The sequence below is a fragment of the Pseudomonas sp. TSRC2-2 genome (assembly GCF_049897785.1).
Taxonomy (GTDB): Bacteria; Pseudomonadota; Gammaproteobacteria; order Pseudomonadales; family Pseudomonadaceae; genus Aquipseudomonas.
In genome coordinates, this window is the sequence record NZ_JAFCWZ010000004.1 from 457,942 (window position 1) to 473,395 (window position 15,454).

General features: G+C 62.2%; 13 protein-coding genes. All 13 read left to right on the plus strand.

The window, feature by feature from the left end:
• Positions 1-212: 212 nt before the first annotated feature.
• The 13 genes from ACP7D9_RS10870 to ACP7D9_RS10930 are packed head-to-tail and all read left to right on the plus strand — an operon-like array spanning position 213 to position 15,438.
• Positions 213-1,565: a UDP-glucose dehydrogenase family protein gene (locus ACP7D9_RS10870; protein ID WP_426157320.1), complete on the plus strand. Its 1,353-nt coding sequence runs from the start codon at positions 213-215 to the stop codon at positions 1,563-1,565.
• The gene (locus ACP7D9_RS10875; RefSeq protein ID WP_101159863.1) at positions 1,562-2,596 is read left to right on the plus strand and encodes an NAD-dependent epimerase; all 1,035 of its coding nucleotides are present in this window, start codon (positions 1,562-1,564) and stop codon (positions 2,594-2,596) included. The genes ACP7D9_RS10870 and ACP7D9_RS10875 overlap by 4 nt, the downstream gene beginning before the upstream one ends.
• 14 nt (positions 2,597-2,610) lie before the next feature.
• Positions 2,611-3,357 (plus strand): sugar transferase, encoded by a 747-nt coding sequence (locus ACP7D9_RS10880; RefSeq protein ID WP_101159864.1) that lies wholly within the window; start codon positions 2,611-2,613, stop codon positions 3,355-3,357.
• Positions 3,357-4,004, plus strand: a complete 648-nt coding sequence (locus ACP7D9_RS10885) for a CpsD/CapB family tyrosine-protein kinase (RefSeq protein WP_313003235.1) — start codon at positions 3,357-3,359, stop codon at positions 4,002-4,004. Before ACP7D9_RS10880 ends, ACP7D9_RS10885 begins: the two co-directional genes overlap by 1 nt.
• A 21-nt stretch (positions 4,005-4,025) precedes the next feature.
• Positions 4,026-5,048, plus strand: coding sequence for a polysaccharide biosynthesis/export family protein (locus tag ACP7D9_RS10890; RefSeq protein WP_426157323.1), 1,023 nt, complete (start codon positions 4,026-4,028; stop codon positions 5,046-5,048).
• 16 nt (positions 5,049-5,064) lie between these two features.
• The gene (locus ACP7D9_RS10895; RefSeq protein WP_426157325.1) at positions 5,065-6,657 is read left to right on the plus strand and encodes a GumC family protein; all 1,593 of its coding nucleotides are present in this window, start codon (positions 5,065-5,067) and stop codon (positions 6,655-6,657) included.
• On the plus strand, positions 6,654-7,745 hold the full coding sequence (locus ACP7D9_RS10900) for a glycosyltransferase family 4 protein (RefSeq protein WP_313003246.1): 1,092 nt from the start codon (positions 6,654-6,656) through the stop codon (positions 7,743-7,745). The genes ACP7D9_RS10895 and ACP7D9_RS10900 overlap by 4 nt, the downstream gene beginning before the upstream one ends.
• A complete protein-coding gene (locus tag ACP7D9_RS10905) occupies positions 7,742-9,112 on the plus strand; it encodes an O-antigen ligase family protein (protein ID WP_426157327.1) in 1,371 nt (456 codons plus the stop codon). Before ACP7D9_RS10900 ends, ACP7D9_RS10905 begins: the two co-directional genes overlap by 4 nt.
• The gene (locus ACP7D9_RS10910) at positions 9,109-10,077 is read left to right on the plus strand and encodes a glycosyltransferase (protein ID WP_426157329.1); all 969 of its coding nucleotides are present in this window, start codon (positions 9,109-9,111) and stop codon (positions 10,075-10,077) included. Before ACP7D9_RS10905 ends, ACP7D9_RS10910 begins: the two co-directional genes overlap by 4 nt.
• Positions 10,070-11,206, plus strand: a complete 1,137-nt coding sequence (locus tag ACP7D9_RS10915; RefSeq protein ID WP_426157331.1) for a glycosyltransferase family 2 protein — start codon at positions 10,070-10,072, stop codon at positions 11,204-11,206. Before ACP7D9_RS10910 ends, ACP7D9_RS10915 begins: the two co-directional genes overlap by 8 nt.
• A 13-nt stretch (positions 11,207-11,219) precedes the next feature.
• Positions 11,220-12,221, plus strand: a complete 1,002-nt coding sequence (locus ACP7D9_RS10920; protein ID WP_426157333.1) for a polysaccharide deacetylase family protein — start codon at positions 11,220-11,222, stop codon at positions 12,219-12,221.
• Positions 12,218-13,522, plus strand: coding sequence for a lipopolysaccharide biosynthesis protein (locus ACP7D9_RS10925; protein ID WP_426157335.1), 1,305 nt, complete (start codon positions 12,218-12,220; stop codon positions 13,520-13,522). Before ACP7D9_RS10920 ends, ACP7D9_RS10925 begins: the two co-directional genes overlap by 4 nt.
• Positions 13,519-15,438, plus strand: coding sequence for a hypothetical protein (locus ACP7D9_RS10930; protein ID WP_426157337.1), 1,920 nt, complete (start codon positions 13,519-13,521; stop codon positions 15,436-15,438). The genes ACP7D9_RS10925 and ACP7D9_RS10930 overlap by 4 nt, the downstream gene beginning before the upstream one ends.
• Positions 15,439-15,454 lie beyond the last annotated feature (16 nt).

Consider the following 15,454-nt stretch of genomic DNA (forward strand, 5'->3'; position numbering starts at 1 on the left):
ACCGCTTGTCGCTTATTTTAAATCTGAACAAATCTGCAAAAAACGAACAATTTCAATCGCAGCAATGACTTGATGGCCAATCGCCAAAAAAGACTCAAGTGTTATACCCGTGCAACATGTCATTTTGCTGACACGCTTTTCCAACCCTGCGCTATACCCCTTTAACAATCTTATTCCGTAGTTAACTTTTCCGGTTTTATCGAGGTGCGCAGATGGACGTAAGCGTATTTGGCACTGGCTATGTCGGGCTTATACAAGCCGCCGCACTTGCTGATGTCGGCCATCGGGTCTTATGCATTGATATTGATCCGAGCAAGATCAGACAACTGCAACAAGCGGTACCGCCGATCAGTGAGCCAGGCCTGTCCGCAACACTTGAAGAAAACATCAAGGCCGGGCGCCTCTCGTTCAGTACTCAGGCCAGCGATGCGGTGACTCACGCCGAGCTGATCTTCATCGCCGTCGGCACACCGGCGGACGAAGATGGATCCGCCGACCTCAGTCATGTGCTTAACGTCGCCCGACAGATTGCCGGCCTGATGGAAGGCGATCGCACGCTGATCATCAAATCCACCGTGCCAGTCGGCACCGCCGACCAGGTTCTGGCCACGGCCACCAGCGAATTGCTGTTGCGCGGCAAAACCGAGCTGCAGGTGCGCGTGGTATCCAACCCGGAATTTCTCAAGGAAGGCAGCGCGCTCGCCGACTGCATGCGTCCGGACCGGATCATCATCGGCACCCGCGACGATGCTGCCCGCGAGCAGATGAGCGAGCTGTACGCGCCGTTCTGCCGCAACCACGAAAAGCTGATGTTCATGGACAACCGCAGTGCCGAACTGACCAAGTACGCGGCCAATGCGATGCTCGCCACCCGCATCAGCTTCATGAACGAATTGGCCAACCTCACCGAATTACTCGGCGCCGACATTGAAGCGGTACGCAAAGGCATCGGCTCCGATCCGCGCATCGGTTACCACTTCATTTATCCGGGCTGCGGATTCGGTGGCTCGTGCTTTCCCAAGGATCTGCGCGCCCTGCTCCACACTGCCGAACACAACGGCATGCCGCTGAAACTGCTGCGCAGCGTCACCGACGTCAATGACAGCCAGCGGCATATCCTGTTCAGCAAATTGCGCGCGCAGTTTCCGCAAGGCCTGGCCGGCAAATCCATTGCAATCTGGGGTCTGGCGTTCAAACCCAACACCGATGACATGCGCGAAGCCCCCAGCCGTTATCTGATGGACGCGTTGTGGGCCGAAGGCGCCACCGTGCAGGCCTACGATCCGGAAGCCATGTCCGAGTGCCGGCGCATCTACGGCTACCGCAACGACCTGCACCTGTGCGCCACCCGCGATGACACCCTCGAAGACGCCGACGCGCTGGTGATCTGCACCGAATGGAAAAACTTTCGCGTGGTTGATTTCGATCTGCTCGCCGAGAAGCTGCGTTCGAAGGTGATCATTGACGGCCGCAACCTGTACAACCCCGAACAAGTCGCCGCCGCCGGTCTGCATTACAGCGGCATCGGCCTGCGCCACATCGCCCCCGAAGGGCTGCGACCATGAAGATTCTGGTGACCGGTGCCGCCGGTTTCATTGGTGCCCATTGCGTCCTGCGCTTGCTGCGCGACGGGCATTCGGTGGTCGGCCTGGACAATTTCAACCACTACTACGACCCGCAGCTCAAGCACGACCGCGTGCAGTGGGTGCGCGAGCAGGTTGGCGATTTTCCGCTGGCCACAGTGGATCTGGCCCACGCTTCAGCCATCGACGCATTGTTTGCTCGCGAGCTGCCGCAAGTGGTGATCCATCTGGCCGCGCAGGCCGGGGTGCGTTATTCGCTGGACAATCCACGAGCGTATCTGGACAGCAACCTCAATGGGTTCCTGAACATTCTCGAAAGCTGCCGGCATCACCCGGTCGAGCATCTGATCTATGCCTCGTCGAGTTCGGTGTACGGCGCCAACCAACACACGCCCTACTCAGTGAAGGATGGTGTCAACCATCCGCTGTCGCTGTACGCCGCGACCAAGAAAGCCAACGAACTGATGGCACACAGCTACAGCCACCTGTTCGGCATTCCCTGCACCGGCCTGCGCTTTTTCACCGTTTACGGGCCCTGGGGCCGGCCAGACATGTCGCCGATTCAGTTCGCCCGGGCGATCAGCGAAGGCGAACCGCTGAAGCTGTTCAATTACGGCGAGCATCAGCGCGACTTCACCTACATCGACGACATCGTCGAAAGCATCGCCCGCCTGATCGATCAGCCACCGCAAGCCAACCCGCAGTGGGACCGCGAGCAGCCCGACCCGGCCAGCAGCATGGCGCCGTGGCGCTTGTTCAACATCGGCGGGCAACAACCCGTCGCGCTGAAAACCTACCTTGCGTTGATGGAAAAACACCTCGATCGCAAAGCCATTGTCGAGCTGCTGCCACTGCAACCGGGCGACGTGCTCAACACCTGCGCCGAGGCCAGCGATCTGGCCCAGGCCACCGGATTCCAGCCCCGGATAGAACTGGATGAAGGGCTGGGCCGCTTCATTGCCTGGTTCCGTAACTACTACCCCACTGCCCGTGCGCCGCTTGCGGCTGAATGAATGCGGAGGACGCCATGACTGGACATGAAAGAAGTGTGTCGATTGCACAAATGCGCCCTGACAAGCGCGTCGACCCGGAACATCGAATGCGCCTCGACGCGGCGATCCACCGTCAGGGTCGCGGCTGGCTCAGCGGCCGCGATGGTGGCCGCCCATGGCAGCTGTCGCGGACCAACCGGGTGGTCGCCTGCCTGGGCGCGCTGACGATTCTGCTGCTGATCTCGCCCGTGCTGCTGGGTCTGGCGCTGGCGATCAAATTCACCAGCCCGGGGCCGGTGCTGTTCGTGCAGAAACGCACCGGTTATCGCGGCCGCAAGTTCGGCATGTTCAAGTTCCGCACGATGGTCAGCAACGCCGAAGACCTCAAGGAGTCGCTGCGCCACCTGAACAAACACGGGGCCGACGCCATCGACTTCAAGATCGACAAGGACCCGCGCGTCACCGGCATCGGCAGCTTTCTGCGCCGTACCAGCCTCGACGAATTACCCAACCTGATCAACGTAGTGACCGGCGACATGCGCCTGGTCGGCCCTCGCCCGACCTCGTTCAACGCTTACCGCTACAAGGACAATCACCTCGCGCGTCTGGCGATCTACCCAGGCATGACCGGCCTGTGGCAGATCTCCGGACGCAGCAATATCGACTTCGACCAGCGCGTTGAGTTGGACCTCAGCTACATCGCCGAGCAGAGCCTTCTGCTTGATCTGAAGATTCTGTTGAAAACCCCCTTCAAAGTATTCAGCGGCCACGGAGCAAGCTAATGGACGGTTCAACCAATACAAGCCTGAGCATCGCCAGCCCCAGCGAATCGAATCTGACGTCGACCGTGCTGGATCTCGATCTGCGGATCCTGTTGCTGACCGCCGCCAACCCCGGCGCGGGCACCACCACCAGTGCCATGGCACTGGCCAGCCAACTGGCGCAAATGAGCAGCGGCCAGGTGCTGCTGGTCGATGCCAGCCAGTCGGCGAGCAACCTCACCCAGCAGTTGAACCTGAGCAAGGAACGCGGCCTGCGCGACTTGCTGTTCAGCTCTGGCAACCCGCCACTGTTGCAGGACTGTGTGGTGCACACCTCCAGCCTGCCGTTCCATGTGCTGCCCAACGGCCGGCCGATCCGTACGCTGGAGCACCTGACCGCCGAACGCCTGAGCCCGTTGCTCGACCAATTGGGCAGCCAGTACCGCTTTGTGGTGATCGATGGCGACGCGGTGTATTCCGACGCCGACACGCTGGTCATCAGCACGCAAGTGGACGGTGTGGTGTTTGTCGTCCGCGCCGAAGACACCCGCTGGGAAGTTGCCCAGGCCGCTGTGCAACGCCTGACCCAGGCCGGGGCAAAAGTGGTCGGCAGCGTGTTCAACCGGCGCAAGTACTACATGCCCAAATGGCTTTACAAAAACCTGTAAGCGAACGCAAAGGATGACGCCATGAACGCCAGAATGCTTGTCCTGCTGTTGCTGCCGCTTGCGGGCTGCTCCAGCACTTCCGACACCCAGAACATGCCGGTGAATATTCTCACCGCCACACCGGCCAACGCCCAGGCGACCGATATGCCGAAGATCGAGCAGACCCTGCGCCCGCAGGATGTGCTGGATGTGATCTTCCATATCAGCACCAGCGGCTCGGACGCTTACCGCGTGCAATCGGGCGACCAGATCGGCCTGAATTTCACCGCCGCCAGCCAGCTCAACGGCAATCAACTGGTGCTGCCGGACGGCACCATCGAGTTGCCGGGCGCCAACACCTCGGTGAAAATCGCCGGGTTGACCAGCGAAGAAGCGCGCCAGGAAATCCAGCGCGTCTATCAGCGCAAACAACTGTTCCAGCCCAACCGCAACCAGCTCACCGTGCAGATCATCAGCCCGCTGAGCAATGAGCAGAACCTGAAAAGCGCGTTGAACCACCCGGCCACCGGCATGAGCCGAGAGATCACCGTCGGCACTGACGGCTACGCGAGTTTTCCGGAAATCGGCGCCGTGCCGCTGCAAGGCATGACCGTCAATCAACTGGAAACCTTCCTCAACAAAAAGTATGCGCAACTGCCGGGCCGCATGACCGTGGACGTGCTGCTCAAGTCCACCGCCGGCAACGAGATCTACGTGCTGGGTGAAGTCGCACAACCGGGCTCGTATCCGATCCGCCGGCCAGTGTCGGTGCTCGAGGCGCTGACCCTGGCGCGCGGTACCAACGTCAAGGCGCGGCTGGATTCGGTGGTGATCATGCGGCGCAACGGCAATCAGGTGAAAGCGGTGCGCTACGACGTCGAAAAAGCGCTGTCCGGTGATGCTCCGCAAATTGCTTACCTGCAACCGGACGACATGCTCTACGTGCCAAAAACCAAATTGGCCAGCGCCGGCGAACTCGCCCGCCAACTGGCTGATGTGGTGTTGTTCCAGGGCGTCGGTTTCAGCTTCGGCTACCGCGTCGACAACAAAGACAGTGACAACTAACTCACAGGTGACCGACATGAACCCAAAGGAAAACTACCTGCATGAGTTCTTCAGGATTTTCTTCGCCAACAAGCAACTGGTGAAGCGCGTCTTCCTGACCTTTGCAGTGATCGCCCTGCTCCTGCCGCTGCTGCTCAAACAGAGCTTCGATATCACCGCGCAGGTCATCGTGCAGTCGAAAAAGCTGTCTCAGGGCGACGCCACCACGTCGCTCACGGTGGACAACGCGACCTTCATTCCACCGTCACTGGCGGACATGGAAACCGAGAGCAACATCCTCCGCTCGCCAGCGCTGATCCGCCAGACCATCAGCGAACTGCACGACAACGGTGAGTACAGCCCGCCACCCGGGGTGTTCGCCAAGTTGCTCGGAGAACCGTTCAAGCGCTACGTCTCGACACCGCTGCGCGAGTACGTGATCAACCCGCTGCGCAACGGGCTCGGCATGGAAACCGATCCGGTGCGTGACACCACCCTCGACGCCCTGACCCAGCAAGCCGTCGACAGCCTGAAAATCGAGACCCTGCCCGGCTCTAACGTGATCTCGATCACCTACAGCTTTCCGGATCCGCGCCAAGGCACGATGTTTGTCAGCGCGCTGTTGCAGAACTACCTGGTCAGCCGTCAGGCACTGCAATCGATCGACTTGCCGCAGTCCTTCTACGAGACCAAAAAGCACCAGTATCAAGTGCGCCTCGATGGCCTGGAAGGTAACCGCCAGGCACTGCTGGAAAACGTCGGCGCGGCGGATCCAAAGGAGGAAATCACCTTTCGCCTCAACGCCATCAACACTGAAGAACAGGCGCTGAACCTGTATCAGGATCGCCTGCTGCAAAGCGAACGCTGGCTCGAATATCTGAAAACCGCGCTCGCCGCCGCCAGCAGTAGCAAGCTCAACGACTACACCTTCCCCTACACCTTCACCACCACTGTCGACAACGTGGCGTTCGAGGATCGGGAAATCAAACAGATGGGCGAGCAACTGACCAGCCAGGTCAGCCGTTACATGAACGATCTGGCGGTGTTCCAGGCCGGTAGCGAACCGATGCTGCTGACTCGCGAACAGATCGCCCGCACCCGTCAGCAGTTTCTCAAAGTGGTGAGCAACCGCATCCAGGAACGCACCGCCGACCTGGCCGTGGTCAAGCAGGTGATCGAGCAAAAAACCGCGCGCATCGCCGAGTTCAAGAACCGTATCCGCGACTTGCAGCAGACCCAGAGCAAACTGCGCCAGATGGACACCGAGATCGATGCGCTGCACGCAGCGTTCTCGACCTATGCCCAGCGTTTTGCCGAAAGCAGCACCACGCGCTCGCTCAACGATGACCTGTCCAACGCCCGGGTGCTCAGCCCGCCGTTCGAACCCACCGAGCCTGCGTTTCCGAAACCGCTGCTGATCATTCCGTTCGGGCTGTTCACCGGTCTGTTGCTGGCAATCGCGTTCGTCTACGTACGTGAGTTCTTCGATCATCGCTTCAAGCATCCGGCGCAAATCAGCCATGAGCTCGGTCTGCCGGTCTTGCTGGTGCTCAACGAAGAAACCTCGCAGGCGGGCAATCCGCACAAGAACTGGACCATGCCGAGCCTGGTTCACTGGGTGCGCAATTGAACGCGGTGTCCACCCCAATCGTCGCCCTGCCGATCATTCATGTGCTCAGCAGCGGCGGCTTCTATGGGGCCGAGCGGATGTTGCTGGATCATTGTCTGGCCACGCCGGGGCAGCACCAAGTGCTGTTTCTCGACGCGCCGCCAGAACTGATCGCGCGCTTTCGTGAAGCCGGGGTGGACGCTCGCGCTTGTTCAGGGCTGGGCGAGCTGCTGCGGCACTTGCGTCAGCGCCGGGGCGACAAACCGTTGCTCAACACCCACAACTTCAAGGGGCTGCTGTTCGGCTGGCTCGGCGCAACATTGTTGCGCCTGCCGCTGGTGATCACTCAGCACGGCTTCACACCGCGCAGTCGCAAGCAGAAGTTCTACACCTGGCTGAGCCTGCAACTGTGCCGCACCGCGTCGGTGAAACGGGTGGTCTGCGTGGCGCAAAGCATCGCCACGCTGCACCTGAAGGCCAGCGTGCGCGCGGAGAAGTTGCAGGTGATTCCCAACGGTTTGCCAGCAGCACCGGCGATGGCGCCGGTGGCAGACCGGCAACGCTGGCTGGCCGGATACGTCGGCCGCTTGAGCAGCGAGAAAGGTCCGGATCTGTTTCTCGATGCGCTGATTGCCTTGTGTCACCAGCATCCGCAACTGGACGCGGTGATGCTCGGTGACGGCCCGGAACGCGAAGCCTTGCAGGCGCGCATCGACGCTGCCGGTTTGCAGCAGCGGATTCGCTTGCCGGGCTATCAGACGGCGATGCAAGGCTGGTGGCAGCAACTCGATGCGCTGGTGATCAGCTCGCGCACCGAGGGCACGCCGATGATTCTGCTTGAAGCGATGCAGGCCGGCGTGCCGGTGGTGGCGTTCGCGGTCGGCGGTATTCCCGATGTCCTGCAGCACGGCGTGAACGGGCTACTCGCCCCGCCAACCGATACCGCCGCCCTCGCCCGCCAGCTCGACACCTTGCTGGCCGAACCGAAGCTGGCCGCGCAATTGCGCGACAACGCCAGACGCACCCAACAGGAACGCTACGACCTCAAGGCTTTGGCCGAACGCTGGTCGCAGCTGTACATCCAAACGGCACGGGAGGCACGCGCATGATTTTCCCGCTCTCGATCGTCAGTCTGTTCGCCCTGGTCAGCCTCGGTTTGCTGGCCAGTCCCTGGCCCTATCTGGCGCCGGGGGCGGTGATTGGCCTGGTCGGTTTTACCGTCCTGTATCGCAAACCGGCCTGGGGTCTGCTCGGCATTGCCGCGCTGGTGCCGTTCGAAGGTTTCTTCAAGGACAGCTCGGTGTCAGGGAGCAAGCTGCTCGGTGCCTCGCTGGCGGTGATCGTGATGCTGCAACTGGCGCTGCATCAGATTCCGTCGCAGCGCCTGCGCAGTAATCTGTGGCACTGCCTGATCGGCTTCATGGTTCTGTATTTTCTCAGCCTGCTCAATACCGATGACATGGGCATGTCGCTGGGGCACCTGCGCGAACTCAGCGTCGGTCTGGTGCTGTTTGTCATTACGTTGTTGATTGGCCGCGAACTGAACCTCGACCTGTTCGCCCGGCTGGTAACCCTCGCCGTCACCGCGACCTGCGCCATGGCGATGTTCTCGGCGAAGTTTCAGGATCAGGGCCGCGCCGCCGGCCTGCTCGAAGACCCCAACGCCTTCGCCATGCTGATCGCCTTCGCCATTCCTCTCGGACTGCTGCTGGTGATCCGCAGCCCGAACCTGCTGCACCGCTTGTTCTGGGGCGCATGCTGCCTGCTGTTGCTGGGTGGCATGACCAAGACCGAATCGCGTTCCGGTCTGGTGGTATTGGCGTTGAGCCTGCTCATCGGCATCTGGCACTACCGCGCGCAACTGACCCACATCCGCCCACGGCACCTGGGTTTCGTCATGCTCGGTGCGGCCATCGTGATTCCGCTGGCGATCTACGCCATGCCGGCCGGTTACATGGCGCGGATCCAGTCATTGAGCATCCTCAGCGCCGGCTCCAAGGCGCAGGACGAATCCCTCGGGCGCCGTGCTTCCTACATCGTCGTCGGCAGCCAGATGATCCGCGAGCACCCGGTGCTTGGCTCCGGCCCCGGCACCTTCCCGCTGCATTACGCGACCACCGGTTACGCCAAGGCGTTTTCCGCCAACCGCAAGATCGGCGACCTGTACCGCCGCGCCCACAACACCTATCTGGAAATCTTCAGCGAACTGGGGGTGCCTGCCGGGCTGTTCTTCGTCGGCATGCTCGGGCTCGGTCTGTACAACCTGATCCGCGCGCGGTCGGCGTGGATGCTCCGCGGTGATGGGCATCGGGCAGACATGATGACCCATTTGGGTGTGAGCTTTCTGTCGCTGACCCTGTTCCTGATGTTCCTCAGCGCGCCGAACCAGAAGTACGTGTGGATCATGCTGGCACTGACCAGCGTGCTGCGCGTCAAGGCCGAGCAGGCGCCACTGACCCCGGAGACGCAGGCATGAAGCGGATCAGCATCGTCATTCCGATGTACAACGAGGCGCGGCACATTGGCCGAACCCTGCTCGCCGCACAAAAGGCCGCACACGCGGCCAATGTCGAGTGCGAGCTGATCGTGGTCGACAACGGCTCGAACGACCAGGGACCGCACATTGCCCGGCAGTTCGGCGCAACCGTGCTCAGTTTGCCGGGGTTGTTGATCGGTGCGCTGCGTAATCGCGGCACGGCGATCGCCAGCGGCGAATGGCTGGCCTTTATCGACGCCGACGTAGAAATGCCGGAAACCTGGTTGCAGCCGTTATTCGACATCGAGGCCAGTGGCCAGGCCGATGTGTTCGGCCTGGATCTGCACACGCCGGCCGAAGCGCCATGGTTCGCCACGGCCTGGCAGCGCCGCACTTCGCAGCCGGCGCACCGCGCCAGCCACAGCGTCGATTGGCTGCCCAGTTCCAACCTGCTGATGCGTCGCGCATGGTTCGACAAGGTCGGCGGTTTCAACGAGGCCCTGCGCACTGGCGAAGACAAGGAATTCACCCTGCGCTTGCACAAACAGGGCGCTCGCCTGCTGTCGGTCAACGACCTCGTCGCCCTGCACTGGGGTTACGAAATGAACTGGCGCGAATGGATGGGCAAAGAAATGTGGCGTCAGGGCAGCCACCTGCAACTGCTGCGCACCCACGGCATGAGCCTGCGCCTGCTGCGCTTCCCGATGCTGTCGCTGTTGGTCTGGCTGCTTGATTTCCTGGCGATTTCCGCGTTGTTCGACGGTTTTCCTCATCACGCGGCGGTGATGGTCGCGCTGACCATGCTTCCCGGTCTGATCCTCAGCGTTCGCCAGAGCCTCAAGCACCGTGATCCGATCCTGACCCTGCAACTGTGGGGCCTGCACTGGCTGCGCCTGCACCTGGCCGGCGCCGCTTTCATCCTGAGTCTGTGTCAGTGGAACGCAAGGAGGCCTGCCCGTGGCTGAGTTCATTTTCTGGATGTGCCTGTTGCTGCCGGTCTACGCCTACGTCGGCTACCCGCTTTTGTTGACGATCCTCGCGCCGCTGTTTCCGGCGTGGCGACACACGCCGGCACCGCCGCTGAACGTCAGCATCGTCATCGCTGCGCACAACGAGGCGCGGCATATCGAGCATAAGTTGCGCACGCTGCTGGCCCAGGATTATCAACCGGCGACGTTGCAGATCATTCTCGCCAGCGACGGCTCGACCGACGACACCGTGGCCTGCGCGCACAAAGTGATTGATCCGCGCGTCACCGTGCTCGACCTGCCGCGTCAGGGCAAGGCCGCCACGCTGAATGCCGGCGCGGCCCTGAGCACCGGCGACATTCTGGTGTTCACCGATGCCGATAACCAATGGTCGCGCGACACTCTCGGCCACTTGCTCGCGCCGCTGAGCAACCCGCAGGTCGGTGCCTGTGCCGGGCACATGGTGATCCCGGTCACCGGTGGCGGCCTGAGCGTCGGCGACAGCCTCTATCGGCATTACGAAGGCTGGTTGCGCCGGGTCGAGAACCGTACCGGCTGCATGGTCTCGGCCGACGGCGCCCTGCTCGCCCTGCGCCGCGAGTTGTTCCAGAACGTACCGGCCGAAGTCAACGACGACTTCTTTATCAGCACCTGCGCACCGGTGGCCGGCAAGCGCATCGTCTACGTGCCCGAAGCGCAAGTGATCGACCATGGCGTCGACGAGGCGGACAAACAGTTCCGCCGCCGGCAGCGCGTCACCGTCGGTGGCCTGCAAAGCCTGGCTCAGCGCCGCGAGCTGCTCAATCCGCTCAAGCATGGCCTGTATTCCCTGGCGTTGATCAGCCACAAACTGATCCGCCGCCTCGCGCCGGTGCTGCTGCTGCCGTTGCTGTTGAGCAACTGCTGGCTGTGGGAAGAACACGGCTTCTATCGCCTGAGCCTGATCGCGCAACTGTTCGGCTACAGCGTGGCGATTGCCGGGCTGCTGGATGGGCAACACCGCTTGCCGAAACCGTTCCGCCTCGCCGCGTTTCTGCTGGTCACCCTCGCCGGGATGAGTCTTGGCCTGTGGCAGTTCCTGCGCGGCCAGCGGTATGCCCAGTGGAATCCGGAACAGAACCGTTAAGAGGACCGAAGCCATGGCGATCAAACAACTGATAAAAAGCACCAGTGGCTGGCTCTATCTCAACTCGCCCGTGGGCCGCCAGCAGTTGCAGGGCGCGGGGGTGATTCTGATGCTGCATCGCGTGCTGTCCAACGACCGCGCCGCCGATCTGCCGCATCGCAATGAATTGTGCGTCGGGCCGAAAGCGTTCGAGCATTTGCTGGTGTGGCTACGCAAGCATTTCGACTGCGTGCCGCTGATGGAAATTCTCCAGCCCAACGCCCTGCGCAGCGAGCGCCCACGCGTGGCGCTGACCTTTGACGATGGCTGGCGTGACAACGCAGTCAACGCCTTCCCGTTGCTGCAGAAACACCAGGTGCCGGCGAGCATCTTTCTCTCCACCGATTTCATCGGCAGCCGCCAGCGATTCTGGTGGGAAAGCCTTGGCGAAACCCTCTGGGGAAGCCACGGCGAAAAAGCGCGCATGCACCTGATCGAATGCCTGCATGCGCGCAAACATCCGCTGCCGGTGCTGCTTGATGACATCGATGTCGAGCGCCGCAGTCTGGCACTGCTGCATTACCTGCAAGGGCTGAAAAGCCTGGCCCCGCAGGAACTGGAAGAGCTCACCGACGAATGCCCGAAGGACTCGCTGCCACAGGCACTGGACTGGCATCAGGTGCGTGCGATGGAAGCCTCCGGTCTGGTGCGGTTCGGCCCGCACGGCGCCAGCCACGCGATTCTTACCGGCCTCGACGACGTGCGCCTGAGCGAAGAAATCCGCCGCAGCCGCGAAGCCTTGAGTAACGGCTGCAATCGGCCTCTACCGGTCTATTGCTACCCCAACGGCGACAACGATGAGCGGGTGCGCCAGCAGGTCGCCGATCACGATTACCCGTTTGCGCTGGGCACCGGCACCGGAATTTATCGCGGCGACGGCGACCCGTTGAACCTGCCGCGTTTTGGCGTCAGCCAGCGCACTGCGCGCCATCCGCAATTGCTGTCGTGGCGGATTTACCGGGGAGCGCGGCCATGAGCCGAGGCAGCTACCTCAAGCATCTCGCGTTGAGCATGGGCACCAAGCTGGCGATGATCGCCTTGCGTTTGCTGCGCAACGTCCTGCTCGCACGGATTCTCGGCCCCAGCGAACGCGGCCTGTTCGCCCTGCTCAGCACCCTGCCTGATCTGATCAGCGCGGCCACCAGCGGCGGTCTGAATTCGGCGGTCGGCTATCAGGCGGCGAAGCAGCGGCCGATGGGTTTGCTGCTGAGCCAGGTGCTGGTGTTCGGTTGTCTGCTGGCCGGTTTGCTGACTTTGCTGGTGGTGGCGCTGGTGCGCGAATTCGGCACGCAACTGGACATGACCATGCAACTGGGCCTGCTCGCCTGGCTGTTGCTGCTGGCGGTGCCGTTGACCGTGTTGAAAAGCGGCCTGCTGACGCTGCACAACGCCTCAGGTGGCGTGGTCGCGTTCAACGTCTTGCGCCTGATCGAATCGCTGGCGCCGCTGTTGCTGTTCGTCGCACTGTTCTGGATGTGGCAGAGCGCGGCGCTGGAGGCAGCGCTGATCAGTTGGCTGGCGGGGATCAGTCTGGTGGTGCTCGCCGGTTGGGTCTGGCTGAAGCGCGCGCAGCCGTTGCAGCTGCAATGGGACCGCGCCAGCCAGAACGAACTGTTGCGCTACAGCGCGCGCAGCCATCCTGATCTGTTGTTTCAGCAAGTGATCCTGCGCTCCGATTACCTGTTCATCGGCGCCCTGCTCGGCAGTACCGCGCTGGGCCATTACGCCATGGCCAGCGCTGCTGCGGAACTGCTGCTGATCGTTCCGGAAGCGGTGACCACACCGCTGATGAAGCGCCTGCTGCAACAGGATGAAGGCATGGACAAGGTCACTCCGCTGGCGCTGCGCCTGACCGCGACGGTGATGCTCGGCGCCTGCCTGAGTATGGCCGTGATCGGCGAGTGGTTGATCGTCACCCTGTTTGGCGCTGCCTACCAACCGGCGTATCCGGCGCTGCTGGCGTTGCTGCCTGGCCTGTTGGGCCTGTGCTACGCGAGCATTCTGCGCCTGGACTTGCTGGGCAAGAATCGCCCCGGCTCGGTGTCGTTGTTGATGGGCTTGGGCGCGCTGCTCAATCTGGCGTTGAATCTGATACTGATTCCGGCCTACGGCATCGTCGGCGCCGCCGCCGCATCATCGATTGCCTATCTGGCGGTGACCGTGGCCATGCTTGTGCTGTATTGCCGTTTGAGCGCTGTGCCGTTCTGGCAAACCTTGGTCATCCTGCCCCGCGACGTGCTGCCGATGTGGTCGATGCTGCAGAGGAAGCCGGCATGAAAGGCCTGTACGTGCTGTTCGGTCTCGGCCTGTCGCTGGACGCTTTGGCGGCGTCGATGCGCTGGGGCGAGATTCGTGACGGCAGTCTGTTTCTGCAAACCGATCAGCCCGACAGCGTAACCGTGCGCTGGACCCCCGCGTGGCAAGCGGATGCCAACGAAGAGCAGTTGTACCTGCTCGACGGTCGCGGCAAATTGCTCGGCGAACGCCTGATCAAGGCCAGCGAAACCCGTGGCAGTCAGAGCTGGTCGCTGCTGCCCGGCGCGGCGAGTTATCGGCTGGAAATTCCTGGCTACAGCTTCCGCCACTACCGCATCGAACACGATGCGCGCACCGTTGCCCTGTTTGCCCCGGCCAAAGTGCACTTCAGTGCTGAAAGCAAAAATGGTGACGTGCTGTATTTCAAAGTCGCGGCCGGTGAGCATGCAGTGCTCGCCGGCAAATTCCATGGCGGCGTCACCGCATTGCAGGCGCAGCGGATCGGCGACCACGAGGTGCTGACCCTCGCATTGAAACCCTATCGTGCCTATTGGCAGTTCGATCAGGTGGCGTTGCCGGTCAGCCCGCGCGAGCAGGTCTGGCGTCTGCAGCTGCAAGGCAGCGGCAAAGCGGCGTTCTGGCTCGATGGCACGGCCAATCTGTTTGCGCAGAATCCACAGCAACTGCAGCCGCTGCGCGAAGAGGTCGGAGATGTGCGGCTGGTGCTGCATGACAAAGTCCTTGGACGCACGCCGGATCTGGGCATTGCCCTGCCGTACGTGATGCCGCCCGCAGCCAGCCACGCGCTGCTCGATGCGCTGAAGCCGACGGCGGCGAGCTATTACAGTTTCGTCGACGTCACCGCGCAGAAACCGCAGTTCGAAGACGCGTTTCGCCGGGTCTATCAGCAGCGCTTCGGCATCCGCAACGACATCACCCTGCTGGCCGGCAGTCAGCGTCAGGCCAATCTGCGCGCCGATCTGCAAAGCAACAGCGGCCTCGACGCCTGGCTGGCGGGCACCCGCGCCCTCGGCGGCAACGGCACGCATTACATCGGCTTTGCCGACGAGCCCAATCTCAACTATTCCAGCTATGAGCAATATCAGACGATTTTCGCCAGCATGGCCCGTCAGGTGCGCAGCGACCCGGCGAATGCCCGCGCCGGTGTACGCATCGCCATGCCGGCCAGTTCGCGACTGATCAACGGCCCGTTCGCCGATAACGCGGCGGACAAGCGCGGGATCGATTGGGCGCGGCGCCTGCTCAGCGAGTCGGCCGATCAAGTCGATGCACTGGCCTGGCATGAATGGATGATTCGCGATCTGCTCGCTACTCGCGTCTACCGCGACAGCGTGCGCCGCGCCGCCGCACTGGTCGGCCTCGACGCCAACGGTCAGCCGCGCAAGGCCCTGCTCCTCGATCAGACCAACCTGTCGAGCGGCTCCAGCCTCAGCCCCTACGATCAGGAAACCCATTACACCTCGCTGTGGTGGGCCTCGGTGGTGATCAACGCCTCGCAGGACGGTTTGCTGAGCATGCTCAACTGGTTCCAGGCCGCTGACGAACCGCAATACCCCAAAGGCATGTTGCGCGTGTTGGGCGAGGATCGCTTCGAACTCAAACCCGTCGGCCTGGCCCAGCAATTCATCGCCCGCCACTGGCTGCGCCAAGTGCTGCAACTGGACAACGACGCCTTTGAGGTGGATGTGCTGGCGATGGCCGGCGAAGAGCAGCGCGCGTTGCTTGGAGTGAACAAAGGCACGCGCCTGCAACGCGTCGATCTGAGCGGCGCCAGGTGCCCGTTGAACCATGGCGCCCTGCGTTACTTCGGCGCCGACAATCGCAGCCGCGACGCACCGTTTGCCTGCGACAACGGGCGCGTGCGTTTCGAACTGCCGGGACAAACCCTGTTTGCCCTGAGCTGGAACGCTTCATGAGCCGCCCTTCGATGTT

What these genes read in the sequence shown, in the direction of transcription:
- ACP7D9_RS10875 (WP_101159863.1), top strand. Translation starts at nt 1,562, where the DNA reads ATGAAGATTCTGGTGACCGGTGCCGCCGGTTTCATTGGTGCCCATTGC.
- ACP7D9_RS10920 (WP_426157333.1), top strand. Translation starts at nt 11,220, where the DNA reads ATGGCGATCAAACAACTGATAAAAAGCACCAGTGGCTGGCTCTATCTC.
- ACP7D9_RS10925 (WP_426157335.1), top strand. Translation starts at nt 12,218, where the DNA reads ATGAGCCGAGGCAGCTACCTCAAGCATCTCGCGTTGAGCATGGGCACC.
- ACP7D9_RS10870 (WP_426157320.1), top strand. Translation starts at nt 213, where the DNA reads ATGGACGTAAGCGTATTTGGCACTGGCTATGTCGGGCTTATACAAGCC.
- ACP7D9_RS10890 (WP_426157323.1), top strand. Translation starts at nt 4,026, where the DNA reads ATGAACGCCAGAATGCTTGTCCTGCTGTTGCTGCCGCTTGCGGGCTGC.
- ACP7D9_RS10910 (WP_426157329.1), top strand. Translation starts at nt 9,109, where the DNA reads ATGAAGCGGATCAGCATCGTCATTCCGATGTACAACGAGGCGCGGCAC.
- ACP7D9_RS10880 (WP_101159864.1), top strand. Translation starts at nt 2,611, where the DNA reads ATGACTGGACATGAAAGAAGTGTGTCGATTGCACAAATGCGCCCTGAC.
- ACP7D9_RS10895 (WP_426157325.1), top strand. Translation starts at nt 5,065, where the DNA reads ATGAACCCAAAGGAAAACTACCTGCATGAGTTCTTCAGGATTTTCTTC.
- ACP7D9_RS10930 (WP_426157337.1), top strand. Translation starts at nt 13,519, where the DNA reads ATGAAAGGCCTGTACGTGCTGTTCGGTCTCGGCCTGTCGCTGGACGCT.
- ACP7D9_RS10905 (WP_426157327.1), top strand. Translation starts at nt 7,742, where the DNA reads ATGATTTTCCCGCTCTCGATCGTCAGTCTGTTCGCCCTGGTCAGCCTC.
- ACP7D9_RS10885 (WP_313003235.1), top strand. Translation starts at nt 3,357, where the DNA reads ATGGACGGTTCAACCAATACAAGCCTGAGCATCGCCAGCCCCAGCGAA.